Genomic DNA, 15381 nt, shown 5'->3' on the forward strand with positions numbered 1-15381 from the left:
GCGTCCTAGCGTGGACCGCAGATCCCAACGACCGGAAACGACCTCGGAGGAATACGCCATGACCGCCGGACTCAAGACCATCATCTACCCCGTCAAGGACCTGGCCGGGGCGAAGGCCCTGTTCAGCGCCCTGCTGAAGGTGGAGCCGTACGCGGACTCGGCGTACTACGTCGGGTTCAAGGACGCGGGGCAGGACGTGGGGCTGGACCCCAACGGCCACGCGAAGGGGATGACGGGTCCGGTGCCGTACTGGCACGTCACCGACATCCGGGCGACGCTGGCGGGGCTGCTCGGCGCCGGGGCGGAGACGCTGGAGGACGTCCACGACGTGGGCGGCGGCCGGCTGATCGCCTCGGTGAAGGACACGGACGGGAACCTGATCGGGCTCGTGGAGGACACCGCGGCGGAGTAGCGCGAGGGCGATCGTTGCGCCTGCACAAGTTGCACGGACAACGATCATCTCGCCCTCTGTTACCGTGCACATATGGCAGCGAACACGGCCGACGTCCGGCTCGAGGAGCAGTGGCGGGGCATCCTGTCCGTGCACGCCCGCACGATGTGCGAGATCGACCGCGTGCTGCATCCGCACGGCCTGGGCGCCAGCGACTTCGAGGTGCTCGACATCCTCGCGTCGGGCATGGCGGCGGCCACCGCGGCCGGGGACCTGTGCCGGGTGCAGAACATCGCGGAGAAGGTCCACCTCAGCCAGAGCGCGCTCTCCCGGCTGATCGGCCGGCTGGAGAAGGACGGCCTGGTGGAACGGTCCGTCTGCGCGGAGGACCGGCGCGGGGTGTGGGTCACCCTCACGGACAAGGGCCGCGACCTGCACGCGGAGGTCCTGCCCCTGCAGCGTGACGTCCTGGCCCGTATGTTGCGGCAGGGCTGACCCAGGGCGTCGCGAGAGCGAACGGCCGGGCCCCACCCGGTTCTCCGCGCACCGCTCCCTCAGCGCAGCAGTTCCCGTACGGCCTCGAAGGCGGCCTCCACCGTGGCCGGGTCGGCGCCGGGGCGGGCGAGGGCGCTCATGGGGATGGGGGTGACGGGCGGGAGTCCGTCGTACGGGGTGAGCCCGTCGGGAGCGGGGCCGACGGCGGCGAGGAGGGCGACGCCCTGGCCGGTGCGGGCGATGTCGAGGACGCCGGCGAGATAGCCCGCGTCGCCGACGACCGTGGCGGCGACACCGTGCGCGGCGAGCGTGGAGATGGCCCGGCGACGGATCGCGCACGGGTCCTCGACCGCCACCAACGGGACCGGGACGGGGGCCGTCGGCGCCTCCCAGCCGGGCGGGGCGTGCCAGGTCAGGGGCAGACCGCCGACAGGGGTGCCCTCGGTCGCGGCAGCCTCGGTGACGTACACCGCGACATCGACACTCCCCCGCTCCACGGCCTCGACGAGCCGTGCCGAGCGGTCGATGCGGAACCGCACGCGGCAGCCCGGGCGCACCTCCTGCACGGCCGCCGTCAGCCGTGGCAGGAACTGGTCGGCCGCGTGCTCGGTGGAGCCGATGGTGACGGTGTCGCCGTCGGTGTCGAGCAGGGCACGCACGGCCTCGTCGTGGACGGCGAGGATGCGGCGGGCCTGCTCGACGAGGAGCCGTCCGTCGGGGGTGAAGCGGGTACCGCGCCCCTCGCGTTCGACGATCGCGCGGCCGAGCGTCTTCTCCAGCCTGCGGACGTGCTGGCTCACCGCGGACTGGCTGAGGGCGAGGGAGCGGGCCGCGCGGTGGAAGCCGCCGCAGTCGGCTATCGCGGTCAGACTGCGCAGGGCCACGATGTCGAGGACAGGTTGGGGCATGCGGCGACGGTAGCCGCCGCCCGGCATCGATCGCGATTCCTGATCGGTTTCGATGCGGAATCGTCGTTGGACGTGACGCGGCATCGCCGGTCATGATGAACGCATGATTCCCGCGACCGCCTCTGCTGCCTTTCTGACGCAGCGCCGAGTCATCGACTTCGGCGTGGCGTGCAGCGCGCGTTGTCGTTGATCCGCTGATTTCCCCCGCCGCCGCTACGGCGGCGCTCTCTCCGCGCGCACGTCGAGTGATCCTCCGTTGAACTGACACACGTGTCCGTCCGGCTCTCGCCCACGTGCGCTCTCGCTCCTTTCCCCTGCCCTGAAACGGGAGTTGCTTCCCCATGCCCTCCTCCGCACTGTCCTCCTGGGACGAACCCGAAGGCCTCGCCGCGCGCGGCACGCTCGTCGTGCTCGCCGGACGGGGTGAGCACGGCGGCGTGTACGAGCGGTTCGGCCGCCGTCTCGCCTTCGACGCCTACCGTGTCCGCGCCCTCGGCGATCCGACCGCCGACCCCGCGGTCCTCGACGCGGCGGCCAAGCTCCTGGCCGACGAGTCGCTGCCCGGCCCCAAGGTGCTGGTCGGCTCCGACACGGGCGCCCGGTACGCCGTACAGCTCGCCGCCGAGCGGGCCGCGGGACTCGACGCACTGATCCTCGCCGGGCTGCCCATCGGGTCCTGGACGTCCGGGAGTTGGGAGGCCGAGGCAGCGGCACGGACCGCCTGCCCCACCCATCAGGGGCGGCTGGCGAACGACCCGGACTTCCGGCGGGGCGTGCTCGACGAGAGCCCCGACGACCTGCCGGAGCTGCGCCTGGACCTCGTGGACGTCCCCGTGCTCGCCCTGCACGGCACGGACGACGCCGTCAGCCCGCTCGACGGGGCGCTCGACGCGTACGCGGGCCACCCCGGGGTACGGACCGTGACCTTCGACGGCGGTCGGCACGACGTACTGAACGACGCCCTGCACCGCACCGCCGCCGCCACGGTGGTCCTCTTCCTCGAACGACTGCGCCTGTCCGCCGAACTGCCCGCCATCGCGGAGGGTGCGGTATGAGCGCCGGCACGGACACGGGGACGGACATCGGGACGGGTGCGGGTGGCGGGCGGGACACGCACGGGCGGGTCACCACCTCCGTCGCCGAACTCGCCGCACGGCTCCGCTCCGAGCGTCCGCCCGTACTGCTCGATGTGCGGTGGGCGCTCGGTGACCCGCACGGCCGCGAGCACTACGCGGCCGGGCACATCCCGGGCGCGCTGTATGTGGACCTCGACACCGAACTGGCCGCGCCGCCCAGTCCGCAGGGCGGGCGGCATCCGCTGCCCGAGCTCGCGGATCTCCAGGCCGCGGTGCGGCGCTGGGGTGTCGAGGAGGGGCGGCCGGTCGTCGTGTACGACGATCTGGGCAACACGGCGGCGGCACGGGCGTGGTGGCTCCTGCGGTTCGCCGGGGTGGCCGATGTGACGCTGCTGGACGGGGCGTTGGGGGCCTGGAAGGCCGCCGGGCTGGAGCTGGAGTCGGGGGTGCCCGCCGCTCCGGCGCCCGGTGGTGTCGTTCTGCGACCCGGTGGGCTCCCGGTGACCGATGCCGACGGGGCCGCCGAACTCGCTCTGTCGGGGCTGCTGTTGGACGCGCGGGCGGCCGAGCGGTACCGGGGTGAGGTCGAACCGGTGGATACGCGGGCCGGGCACATTCCGGGGGCGGTGTCGGCGCCGACCGGGGAGAACCTGGCGGCCGACGGGACGTTCCGGTCGGCCGAGGAGCTGCGGGAGCGGTTCGTGGCGAAGGGCACCGACCGGGTGGAGCGCATCGGCGTGTACTGCGGTTCCGGTGTCACCGCCGCCCATCAGATCGCCGCGCTCGCCCTCGCCGGTTTCGAGGCGACGCTCTTCCCCGGCTCCTGGTCAGCCTGGTCCGCCGATCCGGCCCGCCCGGCCGTGGAGGGAAGCCGGCCATGACGACGAAACCACTTGTGCTCCCCCGGCGTCCGGCCACCGAGGGCACAGCGCCCACGCCGGCCCGCGTCACCATCCGGGGCACCGCGAGGACAGCGCGCCGTTTCACCGTCCCCCGTGCCGTCCGCCGCGCCTGCGGGCCTGTCGGTCTGGTCCTGCTGTGGTTCCTGACATCGGCGACCGGACTGCTCCCCGAGTCCGTCCTCGCCTCCCCCGTGGACGTCGTCCAGCAGGCCGTGGAACTGACGAAGAGCGGCGAACTCCCCGATGCCGTCGCCGCCTCGGGCAGGCGGGCCGCCACCGGGTTCCTGATCGGGGCGGCCGTCGCGCTGAGCCTGTCGCTGCTGGCCGGCCTGTTCCGGCTGGGCGAGGACGTCATCGACTCCTCGATGGGCATGTTCCGGGCGATCCCCTGGGTGGGTCTGATCCCGCTGTTCATCGTGTGGTTCGGCATCGAGGAGACGCCGAAGATCGCGCTGGTCGCGCTGGGTGTGACGTATCCGCTGTACTTCAACATCTACGGCGGGATCCGGTCGACGGACGCCCAACTCGTCGAGGCCGCCCGGATGATGGGCCTCGGTCGGCTGGGGCTGATCACGTACGTGATCCTGCCGAGCGCGCTGCCCGGGGCTCTCGTGGGGCTCCGGTACGCGCTGTCGACGGCCTGGCTGGCACTGGTGTTCGCCGAGCAGATCAACGCGGACGCGGGGCTCGGCCATCTGATGAGCAACGCCCAGCAGTACTTCCGCACGGACGTCATCGTGCTCTGCCTCGCCGTGTACGCGCTGCTCGGGCTGGCCTGTGACTTCGCCGTACGTGTCCTGTCGCGCAGGCTGCTGACCTGGCGGGCCAACTTCGAGGGGGAGGCATGACCACCGTGTCCGAGACCGCCACCGGTGTGTCCAACAGCGTGGAGATACGCGGCCTTTCGCGGGCCTTCGACGGTCATACCGTGCTGCACGAGCTCGATCTCGACATCAGGGAGGGCGAGTTCGTGGCTCTCCTCGGGCACAGCGGCTGCGGCAAGTCGACGCTGCTGCGGATCCTCGCCGGACTGGACGAGGAGATCGGCGGCGAGGTGACCGTGCCGGCCCGGCGCAGTGCGGCCTTCCAGTCGCCCCGGCTGCTGCCCTGGCTGAGGGTGTGGCGCAACGTGGTCCTCGGTCTGCCGGGCCGGGCGGACCGGGCGCTGGCCGCGAAGGCGCTGGACGAGGTCGGCATCGCGGACCGCGCGACCGTGTGGCCGAAGACGCTGTCCGGCGGTCAGGCCCAGCGGGTCTCGCTGGCCCGCGCCCTTGTCCGTGAACCCGAACTCCTGCTGCTGGACGAGCCGTTCGGCGCTCTCGACGCGCTCACCCGGGGCAGGGTGCAGCAACTGGTCGCCGAGCTGTGGCAGCGCCACGGTTGCGCGATCCTCCTGGTCACGCACGACGTGGAGGAGGCGCTGCTGCTCGCCGACCGCGTGCTGGTGATGGACCAGGGCCGTATCGCGCACGAGCTGACCGTCGATCTGCCCCGGCCCCGTGATCTGACCGCCCCCGAGTTCGTCTCCCTGCGCGCCCGCCTGCTGACCTGGCTCGGCGTGAACCGCACCCTGGAAGGAACCCCCTCGTGACACCCCCAGCAGTACGCCGGATCGCGGCCGCCGCGCTGAGCCTCACCGCCCTGCTGGCGCTGACCGGCTGCGGCGGCGACTCCTCGGCGCGGGCTTCCGCCGAGGACGGCCGGGTCACGCTGACCATCGGCGACCAGGCCAAGACCCTCCAGACCATCGTCGCCGCCTCCGGCGCTCTCAAGGGCGCCGACTACCGGGTGAAGTGGGCCGAGTTCGAGGGCGCGGCCCCGCTCTACCAGACCGTGCAGGCGAACGCCGCCGACACGACGTACTCGGCCGATCTGCCCGCCCTCCAGGCGCTCAGCGGCGGGGTGCGCTTCAAGACGGTCGCCGCGCTGAAGAACGACGGGCGGCATGTCGGGATCGTCGTCCGGGACGGGTCCGGCATCGACAGCGTCAAGGACCTGAAGGGCCAGAAGGTCGTGGTGTCCTCGGCCAAGGGCAGCATCTCGGAGTATCTGCTCGCCAACGTCCTTCAGCGGAACGGGCTGACGTACTCCGACGTGAAGGTGCAGTACCTGCTGCCGACGGACGCGCAGGCCGCCTTCGCCTCCGGGAAGATCAATGCGTGGGCGACCTTCGGCGTCTACCAGGCCGTCGGTCTGGAGCAGGGCGGCAAGCTGCTCGTCGACGGCGCCGACGGCCGCGTCAGCGGGTACGGCTTCATCGGGGCCTCCGACGAGGCCCTCGCCGACGCGGGCAAGAAGGCCGCGCTCGGGGACTTCCTGAAGCGGCTCGGTACGGCCCTGAAGTGGGCCGACACGCACGAGGACGCGTACGCGAAGGCCATCGTGGAACGCAACGGCGCCGACGAGTCCGTGGCGAAGACCCTCGCCTCGGCCGCGTACAGCCAGGTGCTGCCGATCGACGCCGAGGTGACGAAGACGGTCCAGGGCGTCGCCGACCTGATGAACGGCATCGGGGTGCTCGAACCGAACGTCGACGTGGCCGGGACCGCCGACACCAGCGTCCTCGAGTGACCGCTCTTCGACGACCTCAAGCGATCTTCCCCTGACAGGAGTTCACCATGCCCGTGGAATTCATCAGCGCCGTCCACACCGCCCCCGGTGTCAACGGGCCCGCGGCGAGCGCCCGCACCGGCTTCGACCCGGACTACGTCCGCGAGTACGCCCGCGCCCTGGACGACGGCGGCTTCGACCACACCCTCGTCGCCTACCACTCGGCGTCCCCGGACGCCCTCCAACTGGCCCAGTTCGTGGCCACGCACACCGAACGGATCCGCCCGATCCTGGCCCACCGGCCGGGCGTCATCTTCCCGACGCACGCGGCACGCGCGCTCGCGACCCTCGACCAGATCAGCGACGGCAGGCTGTCGCTGCACATCATCTCCGGGGGCAGTGACGAGGAGCAGCGGCGGGAGGGTGACTACCTCGACAAGGCGGAGCGGTACGAGCGTTCGGACGAATACATCCAGATCCTGAGGAAGGTGTGGACGGCCGACGGACCCGTCTCGCACGAGGGCGAGTACTTCCGGTTCGAGGGCTACCACTCCGATGTGAAACCGGTGAACGGGCTGATCCCGGTCTCGGTGGGCGGATCCTCGCAGGACGCCTACCGGGTGGGCGGGCAGCAGGGCGACATCTTCGGGCTGTGGGGCGAGCCGCTCAAGGAGACGGCGGAGCAGATCGCCGCCGTGAACGCGGTCGCGGACGCCGCCGGGCGCCCCCATCCGCGGATCTGGGTGTCGTTCCGGCCGATCATCGCGCCCACCGAGGAGCTGGCCTGGGAGAAGGCCCACCGCACCCTGGGTGTGCTGAAGGCGGAGTCGGCCTCGTCGGACGCGTTCCGGCACTACCGGACCAGCGGGCGCCCGGCGAACGTGGGCTCGCAGCGGCTGCTCGCCATCGCCGAGCGGGGCGAGGTGCACGACCGCTGCCTGTGGACGGCGCCGGCGGTCGCCACCAACGCGGCCGGGGCCTCGACCGCCCTGGTCGGCACTCCGGAGACCGTCGCGAAGGCGCTGCTCGACTACGTCGACATCGGCTGCGACCTGCTGTCGATCCGGGGCTACGACCCGCTGAACGACGCCATCGACTACGCCCGCCATGTCCTGCCCCTGGTCCGGCAGGAGCTCGCCCACCGCGCCGTCGGCGCCCAGGCCGCCTGACCTTCCGCCGGTCCGCGACACACCCCCATGGAGATCCCGTGTTCCAGCGCACCCTGCGCACGTTTGCCGCCGCTGTGGTCCTGACGCTCACGGCGGCGTGCGGCGCCTCCGCCGAAGCCGAGTCGTCGTCCTCGTCCTCGTCCTCGTCGGACCTGTCGTCCGTGACCCTGAGAGTCGGCGCCACCGGCTGGAAGAGCGAGGAGGCGATCCTCAAGTACGCGGGCCTCGACGACACCCCGTACAAGGTCAAGTGGAACCTCTTCCAGGGCGGTGACCTGCAGCTCCAGGCGATCCGTGCCGGTGCGCTGGACCTGGCGTCCTCCAGTGAGATCCCGCCGATCTTCGCTGCCGCCGACTGCGACCCGAACTTCGAGGTCGTCGCCGTGCAGCGCGCCGCGACCCTCAACCAGGAGGTCGTCGTCCCCAAGGGGTCGGAGGTCACCGACATCGCCGGCCTGAAGGGCAGGAAGGTCGGCTATGTGCAGAACACGACCGCCCACTACTTCCTGTACGAGTTGTTGGAGCAGGCCGGCCTGAAGTGGTCCGACATCGACGCCAAGCCGCTGCTGCCCAACGACGGCCTCGCGGCCCTCAACGGCGGCGGCATCGACGCCTTCGCCTCCTACGGCACCTCGATCATCACCGCGCACCAGCAGGGCGCCACGACGGTCGGCTCCGGCGAGGACGTCCTGTCGGGCAACTTCCTGTGGTCGGCCAGGGACAGTGTGTTGAGGAGCCCCGCGCGGAAGGCGGCGGTGGCTGATCTCATCGCCAGGATCACCCGGGCGTACGCGTACGTACGGGACGGGCACGAGGACGGCTTCGCGAAGATCACCGCCGAGGCCACCCACCAGCCGCTCGCGCAGGCGAGGAAGGATCTGCTCGACGCGCAGGCGCAGCGGCCCACGGTGGCCCGCACGGTCGGCGACGACACGATCGCCTCGCAGCAGCAGGTCGCCGACGCGTTCACCGAACTGGGCGCGCTGAAGGAGAAGTTGGATGTGAGGTCGTTCTGGACGACCGCACTCGACGCCGATCTGAAGAAGGCCCTGTGAGCAGCCACCGACGAGTGATCGACCGCCTCGCCGAACTGGCCCCCGCGTACGACCGGTCCGGCGACTTCCCGGCCGAGTCCCTCCGGGTCGCCCACGCAGCCGGGCTGCTCACCGCCACCGTCGGGGAGCGGTACGGGGGCCGGGGCGCCGGAGTGGAGGAGACGGCCCGCATCCTGCACGCGCTCGGGCAGGGCGACGCGTCCGTGGCCCTGATCTCGGCGATGACGCTGGTCGCGCACGCCCGCCAGGCGGCGCGACCGCACTGGCCCGAGGAGCTGTACGCGCGGGTCGTCAAGGAGTCCGGCGAGCGGCCGGTGCTGATCAACCACGCCCGTGTGGAGCCCGAGTTGGGCTCCCCCGCGCGGGGCGGGCTGCCCGCCACCCGTGCCCGGCGAACGGGCGACGGCTGGGCGATCAGCGGCACCAAGCGGTTCGTGACGGGCGCGGAGGGACTGAGCTGGTTCCTGGTCTGGGCGACCACCGACGAGGCCGAGCCGCGGGTGGGCACGTTCCTGGTGCCCGGCGGCTCACCGGGCATGGACGTCGCCGGCGACTGGGACCCGTTGGGGTTGCGGGCCAGCGGCAGCCACGACGTGACGTTCCGGGAGGTGGAGGTGCCGTACGAGCAGGTCATCGGTCTCGCCCCGTACGGGCCCGCCGCCGAGCAGGACAACCGGGCGGGAGCGGCGATCCATCTCCCGCTGGCCGCGCTGTACTTGGGGGTGGCGCGCGCCGCGCAGGCGTTCTTCCGCGCCTTCGCCCATGAGCGGGTGCCCGCCAATCTCGGGCACCCGGTGGGCCGCACGGAACGCTTCCGGGCGGCGGCCGGGGAGATCGAGGTGCTGCTGACCGCGGCCGAGGAGCTGGTGTTCGGCGGTGCCGCGAAGGTCGACGCGGGCGATCCTTCGTACACGCCTGAACAGGCTCTGGGGGCAAGGGTGTTGGCGGACCGGCACGGGGTGCGGGCGGTGGAGCTGGCCGTGCGGTTGCTCGGCAATCCGGGACTGGCGCGGGGCAATCCGCTGGAGCGGCACTTCCGGGACATCCAGTGCGCGCCCGTTCACGCGCCGCAGGCGGACATCGCGCTGCTCGCGATCGGGTCGAAGGCGCTGGGCCTGTGACGGCGGCACCGGAGACGACCGTATCGGCGCGGTTGCTGGGGCTGCTCGCCCGCGATCTGCCGCTCGACCGGCTCACCACCGACCCGGCGGGGCTCGCCGCGTACGCCACCGACCGCTCCGGCACCCGGCCGGACGGGGGTCCGTCGGCCGTGGTGCACGTCCGGCGGACCGAGGACGTCACCGTGAGTCTGCGGCACGCGCACGCCCTGCGGGTGCCGGTGGTGCCGCGCGGCGCGGGCACGGGCCTGTCGGGCGGGGCCGGCGCCGGCGAGGGGTCGCTCGTGCTGGATCTCTCCGGGATGAACCGGATCCTGGAGCTGTCGGCGGACGACCAGCTCGCGGTCGTCGAACCCGGGGTGATCACCGCCGAGCTGGACCGGGCAGCGGGTGAGCACGGCCTGCGGTACGCGCCCGACCCGGCGAGCGCGGCGATCTCCACGATCGGCGGGAACATCGCCACCAACGCGGGCGGGCTGCGCTGTGCCAAGTACGGCGTGACCCGCGACAGCGTGCTGGGCCTGGAGGCGGTGCTCGCGGACGGCACGGTGGTGCGCACGGGCCGTCGTACGGTCAAGGGTGTCACCGGCTACGACCTGACGGCCCTGCTCACCGGGTCGGAGGGCACTCTGGCGGTGATCACGTCGGCGACGCTGCGGCTGCGGCCCGTGCCGGTGGCGACGGCCACGCTCGCCGCGTACTTCGACACCTTCGAGGCGGCCGCCGAGGCCTCGTACGCTATCCAGCGGGCCGGTGTCGTACCGGCGCTCGCGGAGCTGGTCGACGGGCCGGTGCTGCACGCGATCGATCCGGCGCTGCGGGAACGGGGCGCGGCCCTGCTGGTGGTGCAGTGCGACGGGGCGGGCGCGGAGGCGGAGGCGGAGGCGGTCGCCCGGGTGGTCGCGCCGTCGGCGGCCACGGTGGAGAGGACCTCCGACCCGGTCGAGGCGGAGTCCCTGCTGGCCGCGCGCCGACTGGCCCTGCCCGCACTGGAGCGGCTGGGGCGGCCGCTGATCGAGGACATCGCGGTGCCGCGCTCCCGCCTGGCGGAGGCGGTCCGGGAGATCCGCGCGATCTCCGCACGGCACGACGTGCCGGTGTTCACCATCGCGCACGCGGCCGACGGCAACCTTCACCCGATCGTCGTCGTGGACCCGGCCCTGCCCGAGCTGCCGGACGCGGCCTGGGAGGCGGCGGGCGAGATCTTCGCGCTGGCCCTGCGGCTGGGCGGCACGCTGACCGGGGAGCACGGGGTGGGGGTGCTGAAGCGGCAGTGGGTGGCGGAGGAACTGGGTCCGGCCGCCCACGGGCTGCAGCGGCGGATCAAGGAGGTGTTCGACCCGCACGGGATCCTCAACCCCGGCAAGGGGTTGTGAGGGCCGTGAGGGCCGTTCCCTCGTCCGTGGTCCGTGCGGTCAGATTCCGTGGCCTCCCAGGAGGGTGCCCACGTCATGGGCGTCGAGGGTGAGGCCGTGCGGGGAGCCGGCGTCGATGGTGAGGGAGAGGTCGGCGTCGGCGGGCCACTGGGAGGCCAGGGCTCCCAGCGGGACCACACGGTAGCGCGACACGTAGGGCAGCAGTTCGGCCATCGCGGGTTCCGAGGTGAAGACCGGCACGATCTGTTCGCCGCCCGGCTGCTCCAGGACGGGCAGCGCCACGGCCGTCGGATCGCTCACGGCCGCCTCGTCGGCGTCGTCCGGCACGGGAATCAGCACGTCACTGTCGGCGAGCGTGTTCAGCGCGGCCGTGTCGTGGGTGTCGAAGGCGAGCGCGGTCAGCGCGCGCTGGGCCGGTGTGGAGGCCTGGGGCGCGTGGTGGCCGTTGGGAGATATGTCCATGGAAGATCCCAAGTAGTGATGGAAAAGGCCGCCCGGGACGGCGTCCGTCCCGGGCGCTGCGCCCCTCGCGTACCCGACAGGGACGCGGGCATTCCTGTGCCTGGCCGATGCATGTGAGGTGTCCTGTGATGGGTGTGGAGGGGGCGGGAGGGACCAGGAGGGCGGGGTCGGAGGGTCGGGTGGTGAGGGGGATGCCGTCCGAGGGCAGGCGGCGACGGTCGCGGCCGACACGCCTGACCTCACCGGACGACGCCAGGCGCCGCTCACTTCAGGTACGGACGACAGCCGTGGTGGTCGTCGTCGGAGCGATTCAGGACCACTGGGGTGATCCAGACCGCCGAGAAGCCGATCACCTTGAGGAACGACACGAACCGGCGCCGGGTTGATCGATCGCGCGGCGGACGAATCGCCGGAGCTCCTGAGGGTGAGAACCAACCAGTAGTGGTGACCCGCGCCCACGCGCCCGCCAGGGCCCTCCGCCTAGCGTGGCCGTATGACCATGCAACCCTGGTTTCCCGCCGCCAAACTGGGCATCTTCATCCACTACGGCATCTACGCCGTGGACGGGGTGCCGGAGTCCTGGTCCTTCTACTGGGGCGAGGTGACGCACGAGCAGTACATGAAACAGCTCGACGGCTTCACCGCCTCCGCGTACGACCCCACGGCCTGGGCCGAGTTGTTCGCCCGGGTGGGCGCGAAGTACGCGGTGCTCACCGCCCGCCACCACGACGGCGTCGCCCTGTGGGACACCGCCCAGGGCGACCTGGGCGTCGTCCGGCGCACCCCTGCGGGCCGGGATCTGATCACCGGATACGTCGACGCGCTGCGCGAGCACGGCCTCAAGGTCGGCCTCTACTACTCGCACTCCGACTGGAACCACCCGGACTACGCGAGCGTCCGCCACCCCGAGATCGACCAGTGGTCGAACACCCACCCGGGCGGCAACGACGCCAACCCCTACTCGCATGCCGCACCCGGCGAGGAGGACCCCGCGGCCTGGGACCGCTACCTCGCCTACCGTGACGGCCAGGTGAGCGAGCTGGTCGAGCGGTTCCGCCCCGATCTGCTGTGGTTCGACGGCGAGTGGGAGCGCACCGAACAGCAGTGGCGGATACGTGAGTTGGCAGAGCTGATCCTCGCGGAGAACCCGGACACCGTCCTGAACGCGCGCATGCTCGGCCACGGCGACTACGCCACCCCGGAGCAGGGGGTGCCCCTCGAAGCGCCCGACGGGCCGTGGGAGTTGTGTCTGACCATCAACGACTCGTGGGGTTTCCAGCACCAGGACGACAACTACAAGTCGCAGCGTCAGCTGGTGCGTTACTTCGCCGAGACGATCGGCATGGGCGGCAATCTGCTGCTGGACGTCGGACCGAGGGCGGACGGGACGATCCCCGCCGAGCAGGTCGAGCGGCTGGAGGGGCTCGGCACGTGGATCGGCCGGCACTCCGACGCCGTGTACGGGACGGTCGCCGGGCTGCCCGCCGGGCACCACTACGGCCCCAGTACCCTCTCCGCCGACCGGCGCACCCTGTATCTGACGTGCTTCGACGTGCCGCGTGAGTCCTTGGCGGTCCGGGGGCTGCGTAATCCCGTCAAGAAGGTCACCGTCCTCGGCACGGGTACGGAGCTGGGCCACCGGGTGATCGGCGGCCTGGACGCCGTGCCCGGCGTGACCTGGATCGACGCCCCCGAAGAGGCCGACCTCGACCCGTACGCGACCGTGCTCGCCCTGGAGCTGGACGGGGAGCTGGACCTCTACCGGGGTTCGGGCCGCGACTGACCGAGGACCTCGTCGACGGTCACGACCCGGACGAGCGGCCGGTAGAGGTCCAGCACGTACAGGGCCTTGGCGTGCGACTCGTCGCCCGCGCCCGCGCAGGCGTCGGCGACCACCAGCACCTCGACACCCGCGTCGGCCGCCGCGAGGGCCGTGGACAGCACACAGCAGTCGGTGCTGACCCCGGCCAGGACCAGCCGCCCGTCCGTTCCCAGGCGGGCGGCCAGCTCCGGGCCCCATTTGCCGAAGGTCGGGGCGTCCACCAGGTCCCTCGCGTCGTCGGCGAGTTCGTCGACCAGGTGCCACAGGTGCGCGTCGGGGGGCCGCAGCGCGAAGGGCGCCTGGTCGTAGTACGCCCGCCAGGCTCCCTCGGGCCGCTCCGGCGCGATGAAGCGGGTGAACACCGCTCGTCCGGCGAAGGCCGGGAGCAGACGCCGTACGCCTGCCACGGCCTCGTCGAAGCGCGGGGCCGCCCAGGGGCTGTCGGGCTCGGCGAACACGCGTTGCATGTCGATGACGGCGAGGAGGCCGGGCGAGCGGTCGGTGCTCATGCCCGCTCCTCCTGAGCCCTTACCCGCCCCCGCGACAGGAGCAGCGTGCCGAGGAAGCCGATGGTCAGGGCGATCAGGACGCCCAGGTTGGCGTAGGCCCAGTCGCCGCCCTTGCCGCCGAGGCCCAGGGGGCCGAGGAGATAGCCCTGCCAGTCGAGCCAGCCCGCGGCGGAGTTGGTGACGAGGCCCCAGCCGAGGGCGGTGGCGGCGAGGGTGAGGAGGAGAGGGCCGGGCGGGATGTCGCCGTAGCGGCCGCTCGGGCGGAACAGGTCGGCCTCGGCGTAGTCGCGCCGGCGCAGCAGCAGGTCGGCCAGCATGACGCCGCACCAGGCGGCGATGGGGACGCCGAGGGTGGTGAGGAAGCCGATGAAGGGGCCGAGGAAGTCGTCGGCGAAGAAGACGATGTAGACGGCGCCCGCGATCATCAGCACGCCGTCGACGAGGGCCGCCACCGGGCGCGCCACGCGCAGGCCGGCCGCGAGCAGGGCAAGTCCGGAGGAGTAGATGTCCAGGACGGCGCCGCCGACCAGGCCGAGCACGGCGACGGTGGCGAACGGGATCAGGAACCAGGTGGGCAGGAGCGTGGTCAACGCGCCGATGGGGTCGAGGGCGATGGCCTCGTTGAGGTCGGCGGAGGAGCCCGTGAGGAGCAGTCCGAAGACCAGCAGGAGCAGCGGGGCGAGCGAGGCGCCGAAGGCGGTCCAGCCGACGACGCCCCGGCCGGAGGAGCCGCGCGGCAGATAGCGGGAGTAGTCGGCGGCGGCGTTGACCCAGCCGAGGCCGAATCCGGTCATCAGGAAGACGAGGGCGCCGATGAACTCCTGCGTGGATCCGGCCGGTACGGCGCTGACGGCCGACCAGTGGACATGGTCGGCGACGAGTCCGACGTAGACGACCGTCAGCACACCGGTGACCACGGTGATGACGGTCTGGAAGCGCATGATCAGGTCGAAGCCCATCACGCCGACCACCACGACCAGTGCGGCGACCAGGACGAGGGCCATCACCTTGGTCTCGCTGCCGCCGCCCGTGCCGAGCCGGCGGAAGACGGTGGCGGTGGCCATGGTGGCGAGCGCGCACAGCACGGTCTCCCAGCCGACCGTGAGCAGCCAGGAGACGACCGCGGGCAACCGGTTGCCGCGCACCCCGTACGCGGCCCGGCTCAGCACCATCGTCGGGGCCGAGCCGCGTTTGCCGGCGACCGCGACGAAGCCGCAGAGCAGGAACGAGAAGACGATGCCGACGACTCCGGCGGCCAGGGCCTGCCGGAAGGAGATGCCGAAGCCGAGCGCGAACGCGCCGTAACTCATGCCGAGAATGGAGACGTTGGCCCCGAACCAGGGCCAGAAGAGGGTGCGTGGGGTGCCCTTGCGGTCCGCGTCGCCGATCACGTCCAGACCGTGGGTCTCCACCCGGAGCGGTCGGACGGCTGCGGTGCCGTCGGAAGCGGAGGTGCCGTCGGGGGCGGAAGTGCCGTCGGGGGCGCGGGAGTCCGTCATCGTCGACCTGCCTGTCTGATCGCGGACCTGTCCGTCCGATCATGCTGAT

The 15381-nt window shown here is 72.1% G+C and carries 16 protein-coding genes; 12 read left to right on the forward strand and 4 right to left on the reverse strand.

What is annotated here, in order from left to right; all coding sequences use genetic code 11:
• The first annotated feature begins 58 nt into the window (after positions 1-58).
• Together OG202_RS04865 and OG202_RS04870 are read left to right on the forward strand one after the other, a co-directional pair.
• A complete protein-coding gene (locus tag OG202_RS04865; protein WP_326585001.1) occupies positions 59-412 on the forward strand; it encodes a VOC family protein in 354 nt (117 codons plus the stop codon).
• 72 nt (positions 413-484) lie between these two features.
• Positions 485-886 carry a MarR family winged helix-turn-helix transcriptional regulator gene (locus OG202_RS04870; RefSeq protein ID WP_326585000.1) on the forward strand — a complete coding sequence of 134 codons (402 nt, stop codon included), beginning with the start codon at positions 485-487 and terminating at the stop codon, positions 884-886.
• A gap of 59 nt (positions 887-945) precedes the next feature.
• On the opposite strand, the gene OG202_RS04875 is transcribed toward OG202_RS04870, so the two are convergent.
• Positions 946-1794, reverse strand: coding sequence for a LysR family transcriptional regulator (locus tag OG202_RS04875; protein WP_327731207.1), 849 nt, complete (start codon positions 1792-1794; stop codon positions 946-948).
• A gap of 341 nt (positions 1795-2135) precedes the next feature.
• On the opposite strand from OG202_RS04875, the gene OG202_RS04880 reads away from it, so the two are divergent.
• Genes OG202_RS04880 through OG202_RS04920 form a run of 9 tightly spaced genes read left to right on the forward strand, consistent with a single transcriptional unit; the run spans position 2136 to position 11040 of the window.
• A complete protein-coding gene (locus OG202_RS04880; RefSeq protein ID WP_327731206.1) occupies positions 2136-2849 on the forward strand; it encodes an alpha/beta hydrolase in 714 nt (237 codons plus the stop codon).
• Entirely contained in the window at positions 2846-3751 is a 906-nt protein-coding gene (locus OG202_RS04885) for a sulfurtransferase (RefSeq protein WP_327731205.1), read from the forward strand. The genes OG202_RS04880 and OG202_RS04885 overlap by 4 nt, the downstream gene beginning before the upstream one ends.
• Positions 3748-4620 carry an ABC transporter permease gene (locus tag OG202_RS04890; protein ID WP_326584996.1) on the forward strand — a complete coding sequence of 291 codons (873 nt, stop codon included), beginning with the start codon at positions 3748-3750 and terminating at the stop codon, positions 4618-4620. The genes OG202_RS04885 and OG202_RS04890 overlap by 4 nt, the downstream gene beginning before the upstream one ends.
• Positions 4617-5363, forward strand: a complete 747-nt coding sequence (locus OG202_RS04895) for an ABC transporter ATP-binding protein (protein WP_326584995.1) — start codon at positions 4617-4619, stop codon at positions 5361-5363. The genes OG202_RS04890 and OG202_RS04895 overlap by 4 nt, the downstream gene beginning before the upstream one ends.
• The gene (locus OG202_RS04900) at positions 5360-6343 is read left to right on the forward strand and encodes an ABC transporter substrate-binding protein (protein WP_327731204.1); all 984 of its coding nucleotides are present in this window, start codon (positions 5360-5362) and stop codon (positions 6341-6343) included. Before OG202_RS04895 ends, OG202_RS04900 begins: the two co-directional genes overlap by 4 nt.
• Positions 6344-6390: 47 nt before the next feature.
• The gene (locus tag OG202_RS04905) at positions 6391-7491 is read left to right on the forward strand and encodes an LLM class flavin-dependent oxidoreductase (protein ID WP_327731203.1); all 1101 of its coding nucleotides are present in this window, start codon (positions 6391-6393) and stop codon (positions 7489-7491) included.
• 38 nt (positions 7492-7529) lie between these two features.
• On the forward strand, positions 7530-8546 hold the full coding sequence (locus tag OG202_RS04910) for a PhnD/SsuA/transferrin family substrate-binding protein (RefSeq protein WP_327731202.1): 1017 nt from the start codon (positions 7530-7532) through the stop codon (positions 8544-8546).
• Positions 8543-9667, forward strand: coding sequence for an acyl-CoA dehydrogenase family protein (locus OG202_RS04915; protein ID WP_327731201.1), 1125 nt, complete (start codon positions 8543-8545; stop codon positions 9665-9667). The genes OG202_RS04910 and OG202_RS04915 overlap by 4 nt, the downstream gene beginning before the upstream one ends.
• Complete coding sequence (locus tag OG202_RS04920) at positions 9664-11040, forward strand: FAD-binding oxidoreductase (protein ID WP_327731200.1); 1377 nt, start codon at positions 9664-9666, stop codon at positions 11038-11040. The genes OG202_RS04915 and OG202_RS04920 overlap by 4 nt, the downstream gene beginning before the upstream one ends.
• A 39-nt stretch (positions 11041-11079) precedes the next feature.
• On the opposite strand, the gene OG202_RS04925 is transcribed toward OG202_RS04920, so the two are convergent.
• Entirely contained in the window at positions 11080-11502 is a 423-nt protein-coding gene (locus OG202_RS04925) for an SseB family protein (RefSeq protein ID WP_326584989.1), read from the reverse strand.
• 493 nt (positions 11503-11995) lie between these two features.
• Here OG202_RS04925 and OG202_RS04930 point away from each other — a divergent pair, with 493 nt between their 5' ends.
• Positions 11996-13285, forward strand: a complete 1290-nt coding sequence (locus OG202_RS04930) for an alpha-L-fucosidase (RefSeq protein ID WP_326584988.1) — start codon at positions 11996-11998, stop codon at positions 13283-13285.
• On the opposite strand, the gene OG202_RS04935 is transcribed toward OG202_RS04930, so the two are convergent.
• Together OG202_RS04935 and OG202_RS04940 are read right to left on the reverse strand one after the other, a co-directional pair.
• Positions 13261-13833, reverse strand: coding sequence for a cysteine hydrolase family protein (locus tag OG202_RS04935; protein WP_326584987.1), 573 nt, complete (start codon positions 13831-13833; stop codon positions 13261-13263). The two genes, OG202_RS04930 and OG202_RS04935, sit on opposite strands and share 25 nt — an antisense overlap.
• The gene (locus OG202_RS04940; protein ID WP_327731199.1) at positions 13830-15332 is read right to left on the reverse strand and encodes a purine-cytosine permease family protein; all 1503 of its coding nucleotides are present in this window, start codon (positions 15330-15332) and stop codon (positions 13830-13832) included. Before OG202_RS04940 ends, OG202_RS04935 begins: the two co-directional genes overlap by 4 nt.
• Positions 15333-15381: the final 49 nt, after the last annotated feature.

Source organism: Streptomyces sp. NBC_00310, assembly GCF_036208085.1.
In the GTDB taxonomy this organism is placed as follows: Bacteria; Actinomycetota; Actinomycetes; order Streptomycetales; family Streptomycetaceae; genus Streptomyces.

What these genes read in the sequence shown, in the direction of transcription:
- OG202_RS04905 (WP_327731203.1), top strand. Translation starts at nt 6,391, where the DNA reads ATGCCCGTGGAATTCATCAGCGCCGTCCACACCGCCCCCGGTGTCAAC.
- OG202_RS04890 (WP_326584996.1), top strand. Translation starts at nt 3,748, where the DNA reads ATGACGACGAAACCACTTGTGCTCCCCCGGCGTCCGGCCACCGAGGGC.
- OG202_RS04930 (WP_326584988.1), top strand. Translation starts at nt 11,996, where the DNA reads ATGACCATGCAACCCTGGTTTCCCGCCGCCAAACTGGGCATCTTCATC.
- OG202_RS04870 (WP_326585000.1), top strand. Translation starts at nt 485, where the DNA reads ATGGCAGCGAACACGGCCGACGTCCGGCTCGAGGAGCAGTGGCGGGGC.
- OG202_RS04895 (WP_326584995.1), top strand. Translation starts at nt 4,617, where the DNA reads ATGACCACCGTGTCCGAGACCGCCACCGGTGTGTCCAACAGCGTGGAG.
- OG202_RS04940 (WP_327731199.1), bottom strand. Translation starts at nt 15,332, where the DNA reads ATGACGGACTCCCGCGCCCCCGACGGCACTTCCGCCCCCGACGGCACC.
- OG202_RS04885 (WP_327731205.1), top strand. Translation starts at nt 2,846, where the DNA reads ATGAGCGCCGGCACGGACACGGGGACGGACATCGGGACGGGTGCGGGT.
- OG202_RS04875 (WP_327731207.1), bottom strand. Translation starts at nt 1,794, where the DNA reads ATGCCCCAACCTGTCCTCGACATCGTGGCCCTGCGCAGTCTGACCGCG.
- OG202_RS04880 (WP_327731206.1), top strand. Translation starts at nt 2,136, where the DNA reads ATGCCCTCCTCCGCACTGTCCTCCTGGGACGAACCCGAAGGCCTCGCC.
- OG202_RS04935 (WP_326584987.1), bottom strand. Translation starts at nt 13,833, where the DNA reads ATGAGCACCGACCGCTCGCCCGGCCTCCTCGCCGTCATCGACATGCAA.
- OG202_RS04925 (WP_326584989.1), bottom strand. Translation starts at nt 11,502, where the DNA reads ATGGACATATCTCCCAACGGCCACCACGCGCCCCAGGCCTCCACACCG.
- OG202_RS04865 (WP_326585001.1), top strand. Translation starts at nt 59, where the DNA reads ATGACCGCCGGACTCAAGACCATCATCTACCCCGTCAAGGACCTGGCC.